The 23,149-nt window shown below is 74.1% G+C and carries 5 protein-coding genes; all 5 read right to left on the bottom strand.

All coding sequences use genetic code 11. The features are described from left to right. Window positions 1-38 precede the first annotated feature (38 nt). The 5 genes from ABT354_RS25635 to ABT354_RS25615 all read right to left on the bottom strand — a co-directional run bounded on the left by ABT354_RS25635 (window position 39) and on the right by ABT354_RS25615 (window position 23,149). Entirely contained in the window at window positions 39-236 is a 198-nt protein-coding gene (locus tag ABT354_RS25635; protein WP_351497805.1) for a hypothetical protein, read from the bottom strand. Window positions 237-384: 148 nt separating this feature from the next. After that, entirely contained in the window at window positions 385-720 is a 336-nt protein-coding gene (locus ABT354_RS25630; RefSeq protein WP_351497803.1) for a response regulator transcription factor, read from the bottom strand. Between the two features lie 466 nt (window positions 721-1,186). Continuing rightward, entirely contained in the window at window positions 1,187-10,843 is a 9,657-nt protein-coding gene (locus ABT354_RS25625) for a non-ribosomal peptide synthetase (protein WP_351497801.1), read from the bottom strand. Next, complete coding sequence (locus ABT354_RS25620) at window positions 10,840-18,030, bottom strand: non-ribosomal peptide synthetase (RefSeq protein WP_351497799.1); 7,191 nt, start codon at window positions 18,028-18,030, stop codon at window positions 10,840-10,842. The genes ABT354_RS25625 and ABT354_RS25620 overlap by 4 nt, the downstream gene beginning before the upstream one ends. Continuing rightward, window positions 18,023-23,149, bottom strand: coding sequence for a condensation domain-containing protein (locus ABT354_RS25615; protein WP_351497797.1), 5,127 nt, complete (start codon window positions 23,147-23,149; stop codon window positions 18,023-18,025). Before ABT354_RS25615 ends, ABT354_RS25620 begins: the two co-directional genes overlap by 8 nt.

The raw sequence follows: 23,149 nt of genomic DNA, 5'->3' as shown, positions 1-23,149 counted from the left end.
ATTGGCCTCCTGATCTCAGCTGGGGTGGGGGGAACCGGTTACTTGTTGACGGTCCAGGTGATGCCGATACCCGTCGCGAAGAGACCGCCGCCGACGATGTAACCCGTGGCCGGGCACACAGTGGTGATCGTCGCCAGGACGGGAAGGGTCAGCGACAGGTCCTTTGCGTCGGCCAGGTCACTGGCCACCGCGTGCAGTTCCTCGCTGGCGTTCACCTTCTGAAGCAGGGCGCTCATCTCTGCTCCTCCTTTCTGAATGTGTTTACCGTGGTTGATTACCGACCCGTCCGAATTGCTCCGGGTGGTCGGTAACTCTTGGTGAATACTCTTCAGTCAGGGGGTGGAGTTCCGCTATTGCCACTTCAGGCATTGCCGTTTTCGGCAGTCACCTCGGATGTGAGGTCCCTCTTCGATACCGGTCGGCGGCAAGGGTCGCCTCCATTCGCGAGCGGTACCCCAACTTTCTTTTGATATTCGTGACATGGGCGCGAAGGGTTCGTTCGGATATTCCGAGACGTCGGGCGAGCAGCCGGTCGGTCTCCCCTTCGGGCAGCAGCAGAAGCACTTCCATCTCGCGATCCGTCAAAAGGGTTACGTCCAGTCCGCCACTCACTGTTTGACACCTCGTGAAGGTCTCACTGGTCACCGGGTAGGCCCCCGTGCATGTATTGCCCTCCTTCGAGACATGGTCAAAGCCAAGCAAAGGATCACACCGGTACATGCAAACAGAGAGTATTGATGCAGGCGAGGATCAAGGTCAAGAGTGTCTGGAAAAAGCGGTGCCCGAAAATAGTCGGCTACCGGGCCCGGGAAGTCTCCGGGCGCGGTCGTGACAGGTCGTCCGCGCCGGCACTGTGGCTGACTATCGCCGCCTGCCGGGGGCGCTCGACCGGGTCGTCGCACGGACTGCGGACCGGATCGGAAGGGCTGACTCCGGTGCTATCCGGGGGCATGCGTTCCGGGTGGCCCGTAAACCTGGTGCGCGGAGCATGTATGCATCGCGCAGCTAGGGCATGGCTTGATCGCAGAGGGTGAACCCACTGGAATGGTTGGTCGCCAACCAGCCATTTGGTTGGCGACCAAGGGGTGAAATCGCGCCAGGTGCGGCGGGTGCCGTCGGGCCCCTGACCTTCCGTGGGCCTCGCGGCTCCCAGGGGAAGTTATGGAACCCCTCTCAAGAACCCCTCTCAAGAACTCCTCACGATGTCCTCCGCCGAGCCCTCCGCCGAGCCCTCCGCCGAGCCCTCCACCGGGTCCTCCGCCGGGTCCTTCTCCCGGTCCTCCGCCGGGTCGGCCCGGCCGAGCAGGGCGACCACCGGTCCGCCGGGCGCGGCGGCTATCGCCTCCAGCAGCCGCCGCAGTTCGGCGGCGAGCCACTGCGCCCGGGGCCGCTCCACCGCGTCCGGCCGATAGCCGAGCCGCAGCGTCAACCCGTCGGCCCCCGCGAACGCCGCCAGCGACACCGGATAGTGCGTGGCATCCCGCCCCTCACCCCCCACCAGCCGCAGACCGGGCACGATGGACGCCCACCCCTCCAGGTCCAGTGGATAGTTCTCGAAGACCACATGGGTGTCGAACAGCTCGCGCCGCCCGGCCAGCCGCTGGATCTCTCCCAGCCCCAGATGCTGATACGGCAGCAATCGGGCCTGCTCGGCCTGGAAGCGCAACAGCAGCTCCAGCACCGTCTCACCGGGGTCGATCCGCACCCGTACCGGAACGGTCTCGATGAACAGCCCGATCATCGACTCCATGCCCGCGACCTCGGGCTGCCGGCCCGAGACGGTGGTGCCGAACAGCACGTCCCGCGCCCCGCCGCAGCGAGCCAGCAACAGGGCCCACGCCACCTGCACCACGGTATTGAGGGTGAGTCCGCTCGCACCCAGCCCGCGCAGCGCCGCGGCCGGCGGCCCGGACAGCACGGTCTCCAGGGACCGGCTCCCCGCCGCGCCGCCCGCGACCTCCGCGGTGAGCCGGGGCGGCACATCCATCCCGTCGAGCGCCGTCCGCCAGGCCGCCCGTGCCGCCTCCCGGTCCCGCCGCGCCAGCGCCGCGAGATGCTCACGGTACGGGGTGACCGGCGGGAGCGCACCCGGGTCACCGCCCCGGGCGCAGAGCGTCAGCAGCTCCCGTACCAGCAGAGACATCGACCACCCATCCATCACCAGGTGATGGTGGGTGAGTACAAGACGGTAATCGTCCGATCCCAGGGCGAACAGGGTGAAACGCAGCAGCGGCGGCCGCGCCACATCGAAGCGCCGGCGCAACTCGGCGTCGGTGAGCCGGTCGAGGACCCGCTCCCGGCGGCCGGGAGCCACCGCGCGAAGATCGACGCTCCGCCATGGCGGAGCGAGCGGCCCCGGCACCACCTGGACCGGATGAGGCAGATCCCGGTGGACGAACACGGCCCCCAGATGGGGGTGCCGCTCCAGCAGCGCAGCCACGGCGGCCCGCAGCGCGGACGGGTCCAGGGAGCCGTGCAGCCGGAGCGTCAGCTGGGCCTGGTAGATGTCCGGGCTGTCCGGTGCGTACAGGGCGTGGAAGAGCAGTCCCTGTTGCACCGGGGTCAGCGGCAGGATGTCCGTCAGACGGGGGTGGGCGGTCTCCAACTGTTCGATCTCCTCCTGGCGGAGTGCGACCAGCGGCAGGTCGGAGGGGGTGTGCCCGCCTGCGCCCGGGGTGCGGGCGTGCATGGCCAGCGCGTCCAGGGCGGTGAACCACAGCTCCGCCAGTTCCCCGACCTCCGCCTCGGTGAACGCCTCGGCGTCCCAGGTCCAGTCGGCGTGCAGCCGGGGTCCGGCCGGGCCGTCCACCGTCATCGCGTCCAGGTCGAGCAGATGCCCGGTCGGCAGGACGCGCGTGCTGTCCGGCTCCCGGACCCCGTCCTCGGCCATGCCCCAGCCGTCCCCGGCCCCGGCGGCGATCCGGCCCAGATAGTTGACACCGACCTGCGGTACGGGCATAGCGGACAGCTCCGGCATGCTCCGGGGGTCGAGATGGCGCAGCACACCGTAGCCGATGCCCCGGTCGGGGACGGCGGCCAGCCGCTCCTTGACCTGCTTGAGTGCCTGGCCGAGTGCCCGGCCCGCGGTCCGGACATCGGCCCAGGCGCATCCGGTGCGCTCCAGCAGGAAGGGATGGACACCGGTGAACCAGCCGACGGTACGGGAGAGATCGATGCCGGGCGGCTCGGCCCTGCCGTGCGACTCCAGCTCGACGGCGAGCCCGCCGATGCCCTGGTAGGGGTCCTGGCTGGTGCCCTGGTCTGTTTCCTGGCCGGGGGCCCGGCCACGCCGTCGGCGCCACTCCTCGACGGCGACGGCGAGCGCGGTGAGCAGCACGGGTTCCACTCCGCAGTGGAAGGCCGCCCCGACCTCGGTGAGCAGGGGACGGGTGCGCGCGGTCGGCAGGGACACCGAGAGCCGCCGTATCCGCGGGCGGGCGGCCCGGGGGCGGGGCGGGCCGAGGGGGTCGCCACCCGCCGCCATCCGCCGCCACAGGGCCAGTTCGCCCTGGCGTGCGCCACTTCTGCCCTCCTCGGCGAGGTGTTCGGCCCAGCGCCGCAGCGGGGTTCCGCCGGCGGTCGGCGCGGCCGGGGTCCCGGTGGGCGCGGACAAAGGCCTGGTCGGCCCGTACGCACCCCCCTCCCCGGCCGCCGTCAGCGAGGCGTGCGCCGCGGCCAGGTCGGGCAGCAGGATCCGCCAGGACACCCCGTCCACCGACAGGTGATGCACCACCAACACCAGCCGCCCCGCCCGCTCGGGCCCCGGATCGAGGAACACCGCCGACACCATCGCGCCGGTGGCGGGATCCAGTCTGCCCCGCGCGTCCCGGGCGGCATCGGCGAGCAGCGCGGGCAGCCGGTCCCCCTGATCGGCCGCGGCGACGCGGCGGACCCGGTCCACCGCCCGGACCGCCCCCACGGGCAGCGCCTCCACGGTGAACTCTCCCGGCCCGTCGAGTCCGTCGAGTCCACCGAGTCCGCTGACCCGCAGCCGTAGCGCCGGGTGCCGGTCGAGCAGCTCCTGCACGACCCACCCCACCTGTTCCTCCGTCAGCCCCGGTGGGGTGCGCAAGGTGACGCCCTGGCTGAACGAGTCCCGGTGCCCCGCCCACCGCTCCCGCCACCAGTGCATGATCGGTGTCAGAGGCATCTCCCCCGTCCCGTCGCCGTCCGCCGCACGCTGCGGGACCTCGTCGGCCGCCTCCCGGGCGGCGGCGGCCAGCCGGGCGATCGTGGGGTGCTGGAAGACATCGCGCACACCGATCAGCAGCCCCGCCGCGCGGGCGCGGCCCGCCAGCTGAATGGCCATGATGCTGTCCCCGCCGAGGCCGAAGAGGCTGTCGTCGGCGCCCACGGACGCTTCCCCCAGCAGCTCCGCGACGATGCCGCAGAGCAGCCGTTCCCGGGTGGTACGCGGAGCCGCCGAGCCCGGTACGGCCCGGGGCGGGGCGGGCAGCGCGGCCCGGTCCAGCTTGTGGTGACGGGTCAGCGGCAGCCGGTCCAGCACCATGAGATCGTCCGGCACCATGTAGTCGGGCAGGGCCCCGGCCGCGTGCGCCCGTACCGCCGCCCGGTCCACCGCACCGTCGTCGCCGGCCACCAGATAGGCCACCAGCCGCCGTTCGCGGGGCCGGTCCTCGCGGACCACCACGGCGGCCTGGCCCACCCCGCCGTGCCCGGTCAGCACGGCCGCGACCTCGTCCGTCTCGATCCGGAAGCCGCGCAGCTTCACCTGGCCGTCCGAGCGCCCGGCGAACGCCAGCACCCCGCCGGGCAGCCAGCGGGCCAGGTCGCCGGTGCGGTACATCCGGGCCCCGGGTGGGCCGAACGGGTCGGCGACGAAGCGTTCGGCGGTCGGCCCGGGCCGGTGCAGATAGCCGCGGGCGAGACCCGTACCCGCGAGATACAGCTCCCCGGTCACCCCGGCGGGTACCGGCTGGAGCCAGTCGTCGAGCACCCGGACCCGGCCGCCGTCCAGCGGTCGGCCGATGGGGACGGGACCACCGTCGGGCAGGTCGGTGACCCGGTGCCGGGTCGCGAAGGTGGTCGCCTCGGCCGGACCGTATCCGTTGACCACCCGGAGGCCCGGGCAGTGCCGCCGCACCGCGCGCACGGCGTGCGGTGACACCACGTCCCCTCCCGTCCACACCGCGTCGAGGCCGCGCAGACAGCCGGGGTTCTCCTCGGCGACGAGCTGGAAGAGACCGGCCGTGAGCCAGAGCGTGGTGATCCCCGATCCGGTCAGCAGGCGTTCCAGGGACGGCAGGTCCAGCTCGCCGGGCGGCGCCACGACGATCTCCCCGCCGGTCAGCAGCGGCACCCAGATCTCCAGGGCGGCGGCGTCGAAGGAGTGCGGCGAGTGCAGCAGGATCCGCTGCGGGCGCTCGCTCTCCCAACAGCGGTCCAGCGCGAGCGCGACCAGGTCGCCGTGGGTGATGGCCACGCCCTTGGGGACGCCCGTCGAACCGGAGGTGTGGATCACGCACGCGAGACCGGCGGGGTGTACGGCCGCCGGCTCCGGACCGGGCGCCGGGGGAGGACCGCCCGTACCCGTGTCCCGTACGTCCACGATCCGTACCCCGGCCCACGCCGGATCCGGGGAACCGGCCCACGCCGCATCCGCCGGGGAACCGGCATGGGCCGCATCCGCCGGGAAACCCGCTCCGGTGACGAGGACCCGCACGCCCGCGTCGGCGACCATCCGCCGCGACCGGGCCTGCGGCGAGCGGGCGTCCAGCGGCGCGTACGCGCTCCCGCAGCGGAGAATCGCCAGCACGGTGACGACGAAGTCCGCGCCCCGCTCCATGAGCACCGCGACCGGTGTCTCCGGCCCGGCACCGGCCGCCGCGAGCCGGGCGGCCAGCCGGGCGGAGCGGGCGTCCAGCTCCGCGTACGACAGCACCCCGTCCGCGGTGCGCAGCGCCGGGGCGTCCGGGGTGCGGCGCACCTGTCGGGCGAACCGGCCCGGCACGGTGTCCCCCGCGCCCCGCGCGGGCACGGGGGCCGCTCCCCAGCCGGTGAGCAGCAGAGCACGCTCCTCGTCCGCGAGGACGGCGAGCCGGTGCACCGGCCGGTCCGGGGCGGCCGCCGCGGTGCGCAGCAGCCGGACGAAGCGGTCCCGTACGGACTCCGCGGCGGCCCGGCCGAACAGCGCGGTGCGGTACTCCAGCACCCCGTCCAGCCCCGCGCCGCGACCGTCCGCACCACGCCGCTCGGTGAGCGAGAACGACAGGTCGAACTTGGCCGCGCCGGTGGCGACGGTGGTGGTCTCCGCCGACAGACCAGGGAGGCCGAGGCCGCTCGGCGGTTCGGGGGTGACCACCAGCATCACCTGGAACAGCGTCCGCCCGCTCGCCTCGCGGCGCGGCCCGACGGCCTCCACCACCAGGTCGAACGGCAGGTCCTGATGGGCGAAGGCGGCCAGATCGGCGTCCCGGACCCGCCCGAGGAGCTGCCGGAACGTCACCGGGCCCGAGGTGTCGGTGCGCAGCACCACCGTATTGACGAAGAATCCGACGGCCCCGTCCCAGCGGGTGTCCGCCCGGTCCGACACCGCCGTGCCCACCGGGATGTCCGTGCCGCCGCCGAGCCGGGTGAGCAGCGCCGCCAGCCCGGCGTGTACGGCCATGAACAGGCTGGCTCCCTCGTCGGCGGCCAGCCGGGCGAGCCCGGCGTGCACCTCCGCCGGAATCCGGAAGGCCACCGAGCCGCCGTCGTCGTCCGGCGGCCCCGTCCGGTCGGCGGGCAGCGGGATCCGCTCCGGCAGCCCGTCGAGGGCACGCGCCCAGTGGGCCGTCAAGGGCCCGGCCGTCCCGGGTCCGGCCGTGGCGGGTCCGGCCGTGGCGGGTGCGGCCGTGGCGGGTGCGGCTGTCCCGGGTCCGGCTGTCGAAGGTGCGGCTGTCCCGGGTTCGGCCGTCGCCGGGCGGTCCGTGCCCAGGCCGAGTGCCGCCCGCTGCCGGAGCGCGAAGTCGGCGTACTGGAGGGGGCGCGTCGGCCAGTCGGGCGCCGCTCCCCCCAGCCGGGCGGTGTAGGCCGTGCCCAGGTCGGCCGTGAGCGGGGCGAGCGAGGCATGGTCGCAGGCGATGTGATGCAGCAGTACCAGCAGGGTGTGCTCGTCGGGGGAGACGGTGAACAGCTCCGCGCGCAGCGGGAGTTCCGCGTCCAGGGCGAAGGCGTGCCGGGCGCTCCGCGCGAGCGCCCCGTCCAGGGCGTCCGCCGCCACCGGCGTCCGGGCGAAGGGCAGCCGGACCTTCTCCGGCGGGACGATCCGCTGGTACGGATGGCCCGCGTGCTCCTCGACGAGGGTACGCAGCGACTCATGGCGGACGGCCAGATCGTGCAGCGCCGCACGGAGCGCCCCGGCGTCCACCCGACCCGTCAGCCGCAGCACCAGGGGAACGTTGTAGGCACGGTCGGGGCCGTTGAGCGAGTGCAGGACCCACAGCCGCCGCTGGGCGAAGGAGAGCGGCACACGGCCGGGGCGGCCGGCCGGAACGGGGGGCCGTACGAGCGGGCCGGATGCCGCCGTCCCCCCGTCGGAGGTCTCGGGACGGAGCCGGGCGGCGAGCCCGGCGGGCGTCGGGTGCGCGAAGACATCACGGACGTCCAGCTCGCCGCCGAACGCCGCGCGGACGGCATCGGCCAGCCGGGCGGCCTGGAGACTGTCGCCGCCCAGGTCGAAGAAGCTGTCGCCGGGCCCGACCCGTGGCACGCCGAGGAGTTCCGCGTACAGGGCGGTGATCCGCCGCTCCTGCGGGGTACGCGGCCGGTCGCTGCCGCCGGGGGCCGGGACGGGGACGGCGGTGGGCAGCGCGGCGCGGTCGAGTTTGCCGTTGGGGGTGAGCGGCAGCGCCGGCACCGGCATGACCAGCGCGGGGACCAGATGGCCGGGCAGCCTGGCCCGCAGCTCCTCCCGCAGCCGGGCGGCGAACCCGGCGGGGTCCTCCGGGGCGCCGCCGGGGACCACATGGGCCACCAGCCGCGGGTCCCCGGCACGGGCAGGGTCCGGGACGGCGCTCACCACGGCCTGGGCGACACCGGGGACGGTGGCCAGGGCCGCCTCGATCTCGGCGGGCTCGATACGGAAGCCCCGGATCTTGACCTGGTCGTCGGAGCGGCCCAGATACTCCAGTCCGCCGTCCGACAGCCGGCGCACCAGGTCGCCCGAGCGGTAGAGGCGCGACCCCGGAGGCCCGAACGGGTCGGACACGAAGCGCTGGGCGGTCAGCCCCGGCCGGTGGAGATAGCCCCGGGCCACACCGGGGCCCGCGATGTACAGCTCACCGGTGACGCCCGGTGGGATCGGCCGGAGCAGATCGTCGAGGACATACAGCCGGGACCCGGCGAGGGCCGTGCCGATGGGGCTGCCGGGCCGCGCGCCGTGCGCCCCGGTCAGGTCGAGCCGGGTGGCGTGGACGGTGGTCTCGGTGATCCCGTACATATTGACCAGCGCGGGCCCGGTGTCGCCGTGCCGCCGGAACCAGGAGCGCAGCCGCTCGGGGCGGAGCGCCTCACCGCCGAAGATCACCCAGCGCAGGGCCAGTTCCCGGTCGCGCTCCGGCGCCTTCGCCGCGGCCAGATCCAGGGCCTGGAAGGCGGAGGGCGTCTGGTTGAGCACGGTCACCCGTTCGCGGACGAGCAGTTCCAGGAACTCCCGGGGCGAGCGGCTCACCTCCTCGGGGACGACGACGAGCCGTCCGCCGTGGGCGAGGGCACCCCACATCTCCCAGACGGAGAAGTCGAAGGCACAGGAGTGGAACATCGTCCACACGTCCCCGGGGTGGAACCCGAACCCGGCGGCCCCGCTGGTCAGCAGGGTGACGGGGGCGCGGTGCGGGACGACGACGCCCTTGGGCCGCCCGGTGGAGCCGGAGGTGTAGATGATGTACGCGCTGTGATCGGCGGTGAGGGGGGCAAGACGCTCGGCGTCGGTGAGATCGGCGTCCGCCCCGGGGGACGCCGGGACGGGGCCCGCCCGCACCGCGCCGCCCGGCGCCGTCCCGCCCGCTGCGAAGGTGTCCGGTGCGGAGGTGTCCGGTGCGAACGTGTCCGGGCCCAGGACCTGTACCGGGGCGGCGTCCGCCAGGATCATGTCCACCCGCTCGGCGGGCCAGGACGGGTCGAGCGGCAGACAGGCCGCACCCGTCTTGGCGACCGCGAGAATCGCCGTCACCAGGTCGGCCGAGCGGGGCAGCAGTACGGCCACGGTCCGCTCGGGGCCCGCGCCCCGGCCGATCAGCGCGCGGGCCAGCCGGTTCGCGCGGGCGTTCAACGCGCCGTACCGCACCAGGGTGTCCCCGCCGCTGACCGCCGGGGCCTGCGGGGTACGCGCCGCCCAGTACTCCACCAGCTCCGGCAGGGTGGCCGGCCCGGCGGGTACCGGTGTCGGCGTCGGTGCCGAGTCGGTAAGGGGTACGTGTACGGGAAGCGGTACGGGTACGGGAAGGGGTACGGGAAGGGGTGCGGAGCGCCGCCGCTCCCCGGCCGACAGCAGCGTGAACCGGCCCACCGGACGGTCGGGCCCATCGATCAGCCCGCCGAGCAGCCGGACATAGCGACGGGCCTCGGCGGCAGCCTCCCGGGGCCCGTACCGCTCGGGGTCCGCATAGAGATCGACCCGCAGGCCGGACCGCTGCGACTCCGGGTGGACAGTGACCGACAGATCCTCCACCGGGCCGACGGCGAGATGATGCATCGTCATCGGCCGCCCGGCGAACCGGCGGCCGAAGCTGAACGGCATCACATTCGAGGCCAGCCCGTACAGCCCGCCCCCGGTACCGGTCAGACCGAGATCGCGGTGCAGATCCTCCACCCGATAGCGCTGATGGGCGAGGACGGCGGTCATCTCCGCACCGACGGCGCGCACCAGATCGGCGGCCGGACGGTCCGGGCGGACCCGGACCCGCAACGGCAGCACATTCGACATCATCCCGCCGACCGCGCGGGCGGTCTCCGTGCCGCGCCCGGCGACCGGCAGCCCGAGCAGCACCTCGTCGCCGCCGCCCGCACCGGAGCGGGCATGCGCCAGCAGGACGGCGGCGGCCGTGGCGACCACGGGCCACCGGACATCGAGCCGGTTGGCCAGCGGGCGCAGCGCGGCGAACCCGGCGGCGGGCAGCCGGGCGAACCCCCGGGCGGCGAGCCCGCCCGGGGGATACGGCCCGGCGGGCGCCCGGGGTCCGGCAGGGCGGGGCCGGCCGGCCATCCGGTCCCGCCAGAAGGCGCGGTCGGCGGCGAAGTCGGCCGAGGCGCGGTAGCCGGACTCCTCGGCGAGGAGCGCGTCCAGCGGGACCCGGTTGCCGGGGGCGGGGTCCTCGCCCCGCTCCAGCGCGGCGTACACCTCGCCGAGCCGGCGGGCGAACAACGCACCGCCGAGGCCGTCCATGACCAGGTGGTGACAGGCCAGGAGCCAGCAGACCCGGTCGTCGGAGAGCCGGATGAGCGCGGTCCGGAACAGCGGTCCTGCGGCGAGGTCGAACGGGCGGGCCGCATCGGCCCGCATCCACGCCACGGCGGAGACCAGGGGCGTCCGTTCGTGCCGCAGATCCACCAGGGGTACGCCCCACGGCGGCAGCGGCGCGATCTGCTGGCGCGGCCGTCCGCCGACGGTACGGAACACCGCCCGCAGCGGTTCGGCCTCCGCCACCACGGCCCGGAAAGCGGCCTCGAACAGCTCCGGCGCCAGCTCTCCGGCCACCTCGAACCCGGCCGCCACGTGATACCGGCCGGGTGGCGCCAGCTCCTGCCCGAGCCAGACCCCGTACTGCGCCGTGGACAGCGGTACGGAGAGATCGTCCCCGCCCGCGCCCCCCGCCGTGCCGTTCCCCGGCAGCGGCCCGCTCATACGGTGCCCCCCGGCGCCGGCGGGTCCGCCTGGAGCCGTCCGGCGAGCACCCGGCAGATCTCGGCCAGTGGTCCGGGCCGCCCCAGCTCGCCGTGGGTGCAGTCGACCTGCGTCACCCGGGCCGTGCCGCCGTCGAGCAGCGGCCGCCACAGCTCACGCGCGACATCCGGGGAGGTCTCCCGGGCGGCGAACACCAGCGCGTCACCGCTGAACGGACGGGGCCGGTGCGCATGCGAGAGGGTGGCGTTGTTGGCGAAGATCCGGGCCACCGCGGCCACCCTCGGCTCGTCGAAGGAGGCCAGCAGTCCCGTCTGTTCGCGGGCGATCTCCACGAACCGGGGGTACGTCAGCGACTCGCCCGCCCAGGAGGCGGGATCGTAGCCGAAGAACTCCAGCACCATCGCGAGCACATCGCGACCCGCCACCGAGGGGGCCACCGCCGGGGCCGGCCCGCCGGAGCAGGGTCCGGCCGGATAGGCGTCGAGGAGGGCGAGCAGGGCGACCTCTTCACCGGCCCGCTGGAGCTGGACGGCCATCTCCTGCGCGACCATTCCGCCGAACGACCAGCCCAGCAGATGGTAGGGCCCGGCGGGCCGGACCCTGCGGACCTGCTCCAGATAGTCCGCCGCCATCTCCTCCATCGTGGCGGGCAGCACCTCCTCGCCGTCGAGGCCGCGCGCCTGAAGGCCGTACACCGGCTGGTCCGTGCCGAGTGGGCCGGTGAGTCCGGCATAGGACCAGGCGATACCCGCCGCCGGGTGCACACAGAACAGCGGCGGCCGGCCGCCGGTCTCCCGCAGGGGCAGGAGGACCCCGGTACCGCTGCCGGACGGAGCGGGGGACACGGCGGACCGGGAGGCCGGGCGGTCACCGGACCGGCCGGAATCGGCGGGCACACCGGACAGATCGAGCACACCCGGCGGATCGAGCACACCGGACGCGGCGGACACGGTGGACGCGGCGGACGCGCCGGACACCACGGCCCCGGTGGTCCCAGTGGTCCCCGTGGTCGCGGCGTCGGCGAAGCCCTGAATCGCCCGGGTGGGCTCATGCGCCGCCGTGGTCAGCAGCCGGACGAAACGGTCCGCGAGCGATACGATCCGCTGCTCCCCCAGGAGATGCGGGCGGTAGTCGAAGCGCAGCAGCAGCCGCTCGGCGCGCGCGGACACCACCAGATTGAGCGGGAAGTGCGGAGCGTCGTCGCCGTACGCCCGGTCCAGCCGCAGCCCCGGCGCGATGGCCGCCAGCTCGTCGTTGTCCAGCGGATAGTTCTCGAACGCCATGACGGTGTCGAAGAGGTTGCCCACATCGGTGATCCGGCGGATCTCACCCAGGCTGATGTGATGGTGGGGGAGCAGGGCGGCCTGCTCCCGCTGGAGCCTGACCAGCAGGGTGCCCAGCGGCTCCGCCGGGTTCAGCCGGACCCGGGTCGGCACGGTGTTGATGAAGAGCCCGACCATGGACTCGACACCTGTGAGTTCCGCCGGGCGCCCGGAGACGACCGACCCGAACACCACATCGGTATTGCCGGTCTCCTGGCCCATCAGCACACCCCAGCAGGCCTGGAGGACCGTGTTGGCGGTGACACCGTGGCGGCGTGCCATCTCCATCAGGGCGGTGGTGGTCTCCGCGGTCAGCTCGACGGTGACATTGCGCGGCGCCAGCGGCGCCGGGGCCGTGCCCTCGTCCACGGCGACCCGGGTGGAGGTGGTGAGACCGGCCAGCGCCTCCCGCCAGGCGGTCTCGGCCTCGGTGCCGTCCACCCGGTCCAGCCAGGAGAGATACTCCCGGAAAGGGGTGACGGGCGGCAGCTCCGCCGGGGAGGCCGTACCGCCGTCGGCACGGTAGAGCGCGAACAGCTCCCGCACCATCACCGGCAGCGACCAGCCGTCCAGAATGATGTGATGGGTGGTGAGCACCACCCGGTGACGGTCCTCGCCCATCCGGATCAGCAGCATCCGCAGCATCGGCGGCGCGGTCGGGGTGAACCGGCGGTTGCGCTCCTCATACAGCAGCCGGTCGATCTCGGCCGTACGCCGGTCCTCCGCCACCGCGCTCACATCGAGCTGCCGCCAGGGCAGCGGGGCACTCGCCCCGAGCACCTGGACGGGCTCGGCCAGACCCTCGTGGACGAAGGCCGCGCTCAGATTGGTATGGCGCTCCAACAGCCGGCTGCCCGCCGTGCGCAGCCGCTCCGGGTCGAGGTCACCGACCAGCTCCAGCCACAACTGGACGGTGTAGACGCTGTGCTCGCCCTCCTGGGCCGCCGCCTCGTTCTCCTCCTCGGCGGCATCCTCCTCGGCGGCATCCGCTTCGGCGGCCATCCCGCTGACCAGTACGTGGTACAGCAGGCCCTGTTGCAGCGGCGACAGCGGAAGGATCTCCTCCAGGCCGGGGTACGCCCGCTCCAGCCGGTCGACCCCGTCCTGGTCGAGCCTGGTCAGCGGGAAGTCGGACGGGCTCCGGCCACCGGCGCCGGGCTCGGCGGCGTGCGCGGCGATCTCGTCGAGGATCGTGAACCAGGTCCGGCTCAGCTCGTCGACGAGATCCTCGTCCAGGATCCCCTCCGGCCAGGTGAAGCTGACACCGAGTTCGGGCCCCTGCTCGGTGTCCTGGGTGAGTGCGGTGATCTCCAGCGGATGGGCCAGCGGCATGTCCGCGTCGGCCCCGGCGCTCATACCGCTCTCCGGCGCGGGCCCCCAGTCCCGCTCGCCCGACGCGTCGGGCAGCAGAAACCGCCCGAAGTAGTTGAAGCCGATGTCCCGGGGCTCGGCGGCCGCCAACGAGGGAGCCGTATCCGGGTTCAGATAGCGCAGCAGACCGTAGCCGATCCCCTTGTCGGGGATGGCGCGCAGCTGCTCCTTCACCCGTCGCAGCGCCCGCCCCGGCCCCGGCTCCCGGTGCGAGCCGTCGCCGGCCGGTGCGAGACGTACCGGGTACATGCTGGTGAACCAGCCGGTGGTACGGGACAGATCGGCGTCGGCGACGACCGGCTCCCGACCGTGCCCCTCCACGTCGATCACCACATCGTCCGTGCTGCCGAGGCAGCGCTGGACCGCCAGCGCCAGGGCGGTGAGCAGCACATCGTTGATCTCGCAGTGGAAGGCGGCGGGGATGGTGCTGAACAGGTGCCGGGCCCGGTCCGCCCCATAGGTGACAGCCCGGGACCGGGCCCGTCCGGTGGTGTCGTGGGCCGGGTCCAGCGGCCGGTTCGCCAGGCGGGGGCCGGGAGTGGCCAGCATCCCGGTCCACAGCGGCAGTTCGGCCAGCCGCCGTTCGTCGCGCGCCTGCTCGGTGAGGGCATGGCTCCAGCGCCGCAGCGAGGTCTCCACCGGGCGCAGCCGGGGGGTGCGCCCGGCCTCCAGCTCCTGATACGCCTCGACCAGGTCGGGGACGAGGATGCGCCAGGACACGCCGTCGCAGGCGAGGTGGTGGGCCAGGAACAGCAGCCGGCCCGGCGTGTCCCCGGTGTCCAGCCAGACGAAGCGGGCCATGACGCCCGCGCCGACATCGAGTTCGCTCTTGGCCCGCGCGGCCTCGGCGACCAGGGTCTCGCCGAGATCGGTGAGCCCTCCCGCGTCCACCCGGCGGACGCAGGAGACGGCGGACACCGACCCGGGCGGCCGGACATCGAGCCGCCAGCGCCCGGGGGAGCGGTCCAGCCGCAGCCGGAGGGCGTCGTGGTGGTCGGTGAGCCGCTGTACGGCGGCGGTCAGCCGGTCCTGGTCGAGACCGGCCGGGACCTGCAACAGCACGGCCTGGTGGAAGCCGTCGACGGGGCCGTCGAGGGAGCGCAGCCACTCCATGATCGGAGTGAGGGCGACCTCGCCGACGCCGTCGCTGTCGGCACCGGTCTTCGCCCTGGCGGTCTCCCGCGCGGCGGCGGCCAGCGCGGTGACGGTCTTGTACTCGAAGATGTCCTGCGGGGTGAGGACCAGACCGGCCTGGCGGAGCCTGCTGACCAACTGGATCGACATGATGCTGTCGCCGCCGAGGTCGAAGAAGCTGACACCGAGGGGCACATCGTCGATCCGGAGCACCTCGGAGAACACCCGGGCGACCTGCTCCTCCCGGGACGGGGCGGGAGCCACCGCCGGGGCCGCTGCCTCGGGTACGGAAGCCACCGCCGGGGCCGTCGCCTTGGGTACGGGAGACACTGCCGGGGCCGCTGCCTCCGGTACGGGGTGCACCGCCGGGGCCGCCGCCTCGGGTACGGCGGGGGCCGGGTCCCTTTCCGGTGAGGTCGGCGCGCCCGCTACGGCTTCCGGCGGGGTGGGCGTTTCCCGTACCGCCACGGCTTCCAGCGGGGCGGGCACGGCCGCGCGGTCGAGTTTGCCGCTGGGTGTCAGCGGCAGCGCCCCGGTGAGGCTCAGCTCGCGCGGCACCAGATGGGCGGGCAGCCGCTCGGCGGCCCACTCCCGCAACACCCCGGGGTCGGGCCGCTCGCCCTCCGCGGGCACCGCCCAGGCCACGAGCCGGGCATCGCCGGACGCGTTCTTCCGTACGGACGCCATGGCCTCGACGACCCCGGGATGCCCGGCGAGCACCGCCTCCAGCTCGCCCGGCTCGATCCGGAAGCCGTTGATCTTCGTCTGGGCGTCCCCCCGGCCCAGGAACCGGAGCCGGCCGTCGGCCAGCCAGCAGACCACATCGCTGGTGCGGTACATCCGGGTGCCGGGAGCGGCGAACGGGTCGGCGACGAAACGGTCCGCCGTCAGGCCCGGCCGGTGCAGATAGCCTCGGGCGAGCCCTTCGCCCGCCAGATACAGCTCGCCCGGCCGGCCGGGCTCCACGGGCTGGAGCGAGCCGTCGAGAACATAGGCGCGGACGTGCGGCAGCGGGCGGCCGATCGGCGGCGGGCCCCCGGCCTCGGCCTCGGCCTCCTCTGCGCCGGCGGACCAGGCGGTGGCGTACACGGTGGCCTCGGTCGGACCGTAGACATTGAGCAGCGCGGTGTCCGGCATGCTCTCGGCCACCCGTGCCACCAGGGCCGCCGGGAGCGCTTCGCCCCCCATCGCCAGCGTCTTCGCCGACACATCCAGCTCGCCGAACTCCAGCAGCCTGGCGAACGCGGAGGGGATCGCGCACAGCACGCCGCCGGACCACCGGGGCGGGTCGCCGTCCAGCAGCGACAGCAGATTGCCGACCACCTCGATGCTGCCGCCGGTGGCCAGCGCGGGGAAGATCTCCACCACGGACACATCGAAGCTGAACGAGGTCGCGGCGAGCATGTGCGCCAGCCCCTCGGCACCGAACTCTCCGGCCGTCCAGGCGATCAGCGGCAGCACATTGGCGTGCGGGACGACCACACCCTTGGGCGTGCCGGTCGACCCCGAGGTGTAGATGACATAGGCGGGGTGGCTCGGCAGCAGCGGCGTGGGCCGGTCGGCGTCGGTGAGCGGCGCGGACGAGCAGCGCTCCAGCTCCCCGGCGGTCTCCGGGGCGTCCAGCAGGATCGCCGTCCCGGCGAGCACATCGCCGTGCCGGTCCGCGCCGGCCGCGTCGGTCAGCACACAGACGGGCGCGGCGTCCCCGGTCATGAAGCGGATCCGCTCGGCCGGGTAGGCGGGGTCCAGCGGCAGATACGCCGCACCGGTCTTGAGCACCGCCAGCATCGCCACGATCGTCTCGGCCGACCGGGGCAGCAGCAGCCCGACGATCCGCTCGGGCCCGGCGCCCCGGCGCAGCAGCAGCCGGGCCAGCCGGTTGGCGCGCGCGTGGAGTCCGGCGTAGTCGAGCCGACCGGCCCGGTCCCGTACCGCGAGCGCCGTCGGGTGGCGGACAGCGGCGGCGTCCAGCAGATCGGTGAGGGTACCGGCCGGGGCGCGCTGCTCGAACCCGCCGGACCAGCCGCGCACGGTCGTCCGGTCACCGGGGTCCAGCAGACCGAACGAGGCCACCGGCCGTCCGGGGGCCGCCACGGCCGCGGACAGCAGCCGGTGGAACCGCCGTCCGTGCGCGGCGAGTTCCCCGGCGGTGTAGCGGCCGGGAGCACCCAGGAAGACGACCCGATGGCGGCCGTCCCCCGGCTGCTCGTCGATCACGATCCGCAGATCCTGGACCGGCTCGGGGCCGACCTGCCGGGCGACGGCCGTGAGCGTGCCGAACCGCAGCCGGGGCGCGGACGGCCGGACGTCGGCGACCGGACCGTACAGCCGGGGGTGGTCGCCGGTCAGACCACGCTCCCGGCACAGCTCGTCGTGGCGCAGCCGCTGGTGGGTGCGGACCAGGCCGCCGACCTGGGCGACCTGCTGGACGAGCCCGGTGAAGCCGGTGCCGGGCCGGACCGTCAGCGGGAGCGCCGTGATGTCCTCGGCGGCCCCCACGACACGCTGGGTCACCCGGTCGGGCCGCCCGTCGACGGGCAGCCCGAGCACCACGCCCGTACCGTCGGTGAGCCGGTGGGTGTACGCGGCCACGGCGGCCAGCAGCACGGCCCGGGAACGGGTGCCGCTGTAGCGGGCCGCCGCGCGCACCCGATCGGTGTCGGCCGCGGTGAGCACGACCGGGCCCGGGGTCCCGTCCGGACCGTCGGACGCGGAGGCGGGGTCGGGGTCCCGGGCGAGGGTCACCGGTTCCGCCCGCCCGGCGAGGGCCTCCTGCCAGAAGGCACGGTCCCGCTCCGGTTCCCCGGACGCCCGGTAGGCGGCCTCCGCCGCGGCGAGCGACGACGACGGCGGGAGGGCGGTGTCGTCCGGTGAGCGGCCCTCGGCGAGCGCGGTGTAGATCTCGGCGCCCCGGCGGCTGACCAGCGAGCAGCCGAAGCCGTCGACGAACGGGCGGTGGTGGCGGTGCAGCCACTGGTGCCGGTCGGCGGAGAGCCGGATCAGGGTCTGCGCCGACCCGGTCCGGCCCGGCCGGGCGGGGCGGGCGAGTTCGGCCCGTACCCATGCCTCGGCGGCGGCGGCGGGATCGGGCTCCGCGCCGACGTCCACCCTGGTCAGCGGCAGTGTGTCGGCGATCTCCAGAGCGTCCGGGCCGCTGCCCGCCGTGGGTACGGTCCGTCGCAGGGCGTCGGCCTCCTGGACGAGCCGGGCGGCGGTCCGCTCGAACAGCGCGACATCCAGCGGGCCGTGGATCTCCACGACCTCCGCGGCATACGGCACGGAGCCGTCCGGGGCGGATCCGCTCCGGACGTCCCGTCCCACCGTGGTCGTCCCGGCGCGCGTGCTGTGATGGTCAGCCATGGTTCGCTCCTCCCCGTAGGACGGGTTCGTTTCCTGGTGCCGGGCAGTGGGGTGATCCGTGGTCCGTCTCGCGTCCGACGCCGCCTCCCGCGACCCGGCCGGCGCGGTCCTCCGGCGCGGTGAACCAGAGCCGGGCCAGGGGCACCGACGGCTCGCGGTCGGCGGAGCGCAGCAGGGCGATCAGATCGGCGGTGAGGGACTCCACGGTCCCGCCGTCGAACAGGTCGGTGCGGTACTCCACCGACACCCGCAGTTCGTCCGGTCCGGGCCCCTCGACCACGGACCAGGCCAGATCGGGGCGGGCCGGGCCGGTGGGCGGGGCCGGGGGTCCGGCCGCCGGGCCGGAACCGGCCGGGACACGGCGGTGGGTGTGGACGACGTCGAACAGCGGGGATCGGCCGGGCTCCCGGGGCAGTCCGGCGGCCCGCGCGATGTCGTCGGGCGAGACCCCCCGATGCGCGAGCGCGGCGGCGGTCACCTCCCGTACCCGGGCGGTGAGGACGTCGGACGAAGGGGCGTCGGAGAGGTCGATCCGCAGCGGCAGGGCGGGGGCGGATCGGTCCGCCCCGGTGAACCCGATCACCGTCTCACCGGCTTCGGAGCGCAGACCGAGCAGGGCCGCGAGGGTACCGAGCAGCCGCTCTTGGGCGCCGTCGCGGATCAGCCCGGCCGCGAGGTCCGTCGGGATCCGGACGGTGTGGACCGCGGGCCCGGCGCCCGCGCCGTCGCCACCCGCGGTACGCGCCCGGTCGACGGGGAGTTCCACGGCGCGCAGCCCGGCCAGTGCCTCCCGCCAGTGGGCGAGCGGCCCACCCGGGTGGGCCGGGGTGTCCGGCCGTTCGGGGACGGTCCGCTCGGCCACCGGCGCTGCGGCGGACCCGGCCGCGACCCGCTCGGTCTCCGCCAGCAGCCGTTCGGGCCCAGTCGGCACCCGCTCGGGCCCAGCCGACCCGGGCGCGGCCGACGCGGGGGGCCGGGCGGGCAGTTCCCCGTACCGGATGTCCTCATCCGCCACGACCCGGTTCAGCAGGTCCAGCAGCGAAGCGCACAGCTCCGCCACCGTCCCCGCGTCGAACAACTGGGTCGCGTACTCGACCACCACATCGAGCGATTCCTCACCCGCCTGCTCCGCCACCACCACGGTGATGTCGAACTTGGCCGTGCCGGGCGGCAGCCCCGGGAAGTACGGGCCGCTGTCCTCCTGTCCCACCGGGGCGGACAGATCCTCCCCGAAGCGGACGTCGGCGGGGAGCGTCTGATGGACGTACATCACATCGAAGATCGGGTTCCGGGCCGGGTCCCGCAGCGGCGCGACCTCCCGGACGATCCTGTCGAACGGGATCTCCTGATGATCGAGCGCGCCGAGCACCACCCCCCGGACCTGGCGCAGCAGTTCCCGGAAGGTCGGATCGCCGGAGAGATCCGAGCGCAGGGCGACGGTGTTGTTGAAGAAGCCGAGCAGCCCCCACAGCTCGGGGCGGCTGCGCCCGATGGTCGGCGTGCCGATCACGATGTCCCGCTGCCCCGACCAGCGCGAGAGCAGCGCGGTCAGCCCGGTGAGCAGCACCATGAAGAGCGTGGAGGTCTCCCGCCCGGCGAGTGCCCGCAGCCGGTTGACCAGCTCGGCGGGGATGGTGAAACCGTGCGACGCTCCGGCGAAGTCCATCCGGGCGGGACGCGGCCGGTCGGTCGGCAGGGCGAGCGCGGGCGGGTCACCGAGCCGCTCGCGCCAGTACGCCAGCTCCCCGTCGAGATACGAGCCCGCCAGCAGTTCCCGCTGCCAGCGGGCATAGTCCCGGTACTGCACCGGCAGCGGCTCCGGCCGGTGCACCCGCCCCTCGCGGCGGGCCGCGTAGAAGGCGAGCAGCTCCGTCATCTGGATCTGGGGCGCCCAGCCGTCATTGACGGCGTGATGCATCACCCAGCAGAAGAGATGGTCGTCGGGCGCGCGGCGCACCACGGTCACCCGCACCAGCGGATCCTTGGCGAGGTCGAAGACCCACTCGGTCCCGGCCCTGACGGCGGCGCGGGCCCCCTCCTCGGGCGACGGATCGGCGGAGACATCCTCGTACCGGAAGAAGTCGCCCAGCCCGGGGCGGACGACCAGACGCGGCCGGCCGTCCTCCTCGACGAAGTTGGCCCGCAGCGCCTCATGCCGCGCGGCGAGATCCTCCCAGGCCAGCCGGAGCGCCTCGATGTCCAGCGGTCCCCGGTGCCGGGAGACCCCGGGCAGGTTGTAGAGGGTGGTGGTGGGGTCGAGCTGGTGATGGAACCACATGCGCTCCTGCCCGTACGACAGCACGAGTTCCGGGCCCGGGCGGACCGGAGGGAGCGCCCCGTCGGCGGCCGGCCGGCCCGGTGACGGCTCACCGCCAGCCGGGCGGGGCAGCAGGGCGGCCACCGCGGCGGCAAGCTCGCTCACGACGGGGTGGTCGTAGACGTCGACCAGCTTGAGGCGGACACCGTAGCGCTGTTCCATGTCCTGGACGAGCTGGAGAGCGATGACGGAATTCCCGCCGATGGCGAAGTAGTCGTCGTCGTCGGCCACCCGGTCGGCGTGCAGAAGTTCCCTGAGTGACTCCTGAAGCCGGCTCAGCACGGCCCCCGGGCCCGGCGGCACACTCCCGGCACCGGTCAGCACCGGCCCCCCGGTGGCCGCCTCCCGAGCCGTCGGCCGCCCTGCGGATACGGATACGGATACGGGTACGGGGGCGGCGGCGGATACCGGTACGGATACGGGTACGGGGGCGGAAGCCGGTACGGGAGCCGGTACGGGTACGGGGGCGGCGGGAGCCGGTAAGGACTTGGGGTCGGCGGCGGGAGCCGGTAAGGACACGGGGTCAGCGGGGGCCGGGCGCACCGGAACGGCCGTCTCCGGACCCGCCCAGCGCACCACCTCCCCCTCCGGCCACGCCCAGCAGCGGACCTCGTGGAACCGCCGGCCGGGCAGCGGCACCCGGCGACCCGGCCCCCCGGGTCCCGTCAGGGCCGGCCAGTCGAGGTCCAGACCTCGTTCGTAGAGGCGGCCGAGCACCTCGTCCGTCCCTCCGTCCAGGGTGAGCACCGTGGCGTCCGGACGGTCCGCGAGGATCTCCGTCAGCAGGGTGCCGATCTCCCCGCCCGCACCCAGCTCGACAAAGACCACCGGGCCGGACGCCAGCAGCTCACCGGCGGCCGCACGCAGCCGGTCCCGCCGGACGGGCTCCCCGGCCACCGCCGGGTCCAGGCCGCTGCCCACCCGCTCCAGCGCCGTCGTGTCGGCCGCCGACAGGGTTCCCCGGAGATGACGGGCCGCATAGCGCGAGACCCCCGAGCTGATCATCGTCTCGGGCAGTACCCCGGCTCGAACGAACCGGGCATACGCGGTGAGCTGGCCCCGTACCGTCGCGGCCCGGTCGTCCGGCACCGGCAGGGCCGCCGGGAGCGGCACCGACGGCACCGTCCGTTCCGGTTCCGCGTCCTGCGAGAGCAGGAACACCACCCGGGGCACAGCGGGGCCGCGTCCGGCCCGCCGCACCACCGGCTCCGGCTCCGCCGCCACGTCCGGCCGCCGCCAGGTGGCCTCGGCGGCCAGCCGGAGCGCGAGACCGGCGGTGCTGCGGGCGACCAGACCCGCCCGGTGGGACTGATGGTCCCGCCCCTCGTTCAAGGTACGGACCACATCGGCCAGCGGCCGGGTACTGCCCCGCAGTTCGAGGGAGAGCCGCTCGCACAGCGCGACGAGATCGGCCGGAGTACGCGCGGAGACCCCGACCAGCCGCGCCGGACCCTCCCCGGCGTCGGCGGGCCCCGGCGGCGACGGCGGCTGCTCCACCACACAGTGGGCATTGACGCCCCCGAGGCTGAACGAGCTGACACCCGCCCGGCGCACCCCGTCCCGCCAGGGCCGTACCGAGGTCACCACCTCCAGCCGGGCCCCGTCGAGATCGACCTCATCGGCGGCCCGCTCGAAGTGCAACGACGGATACAGCTCGCCGTACCGCACACTGAGGATGGCCTTCACCAGTCCGGCGACCCCAGCGGCATGGTCCAGATGCCCGAGGTTGGTCTTCACCGACCCGACGGCGAGCACCGGCCCGCCGCCCGGACGGGCCAGCGCCAGCCCCTCCGCCTCGACGGCGTCACCGAGCCGGGTGCCGGAACCGTGCGTCTCGACATAACCGGCGGTACGGATGTCCAGGGCGGCGCTGCGCCACGCCTTGCGGATGACCGCGGCCTGGGAGCGGGCGCTGGGCGTGGCGATGGTGGCGGAGTGCCGGCCGTTGTGGACCACGGCACTGCCACGGATCACCGCATGGACGGTCGCACCCTCGGCGAGAGCCCGGTCCAGCGTGGTGAGCAGCAGCACCGCGCCCCCTTCACCGCCCCCCGCGCCGTCCGCCGCCCGGTCGAAGGCGCGGGAACGGGCGGTGGGCGAACTGATACCGGGGAACGCGGCGACCGTGGCGGCGGGCGCGATGACATGGCGCAGACTGACTCCGCCGACCACCGCGTACCGGGCCTCCCCGTCACGCAGCTCACGACAGGCCTGATGAACGGCGACGAGCGAACCATTGCAGCCGGTGTCCACCCCGTAACACGGACCGGTCAGCCCGAAGAGATGGGAGACCCGGGCGGGCAGCCCACAGGGGACGTTGCCGATCATGCTGAGCGTGCCCTGCTCACGGACGAGCGGGGCATAGCCGTTACTGGGCGAACTGAACACCACGGCGGTCTCGCTGCCCCGCAGCGCGGCGGGCGCGTATCCGGCGTGCTCCAGGGCCTCATGGGTGAGCTGGAGCGCCAGCCGGTGCTGGGGGTCGGTCACCTCCGCCTCACGCCGGGACATCCCGAAGTGCTCATGGTCGAAGAGATCGATCCGGTCCAGATAGCCCAGCTCGGGATAGTCCACGGTCGGATCCAGACCGGTTGCCGCGATCCGCTCGGGCGGGATGGGACGTACCGAGTCGACACCGGCGAGCAGATTGGCCCGGAAGGCATCAAGACTGTCCGCCTGCGGGAAACGGGTCGCGATACCGATCACCGCGATCGGGGCCTGACCCTGTTCCCTGATCGGGGCCTGACCCTGCTCCCTTCCATCGCTCACATTCATGTCAGCTATTTCCGCTATATCAGCCAT

Source organism: Streptomyces sp. NPDC000594 (genome assembly GCF_040299965.1).
Classification (GTDB): Bacteria; Actinomycetota; Actinomycetes; order Streptomycetales; family Streptomycetaceae; genus Streptomyces.
The sequence above is the reverse complement of the archived record's forward strand: the minus strand, read 5'-3'. Positions and strand labels throughout refer to the sequence as shown.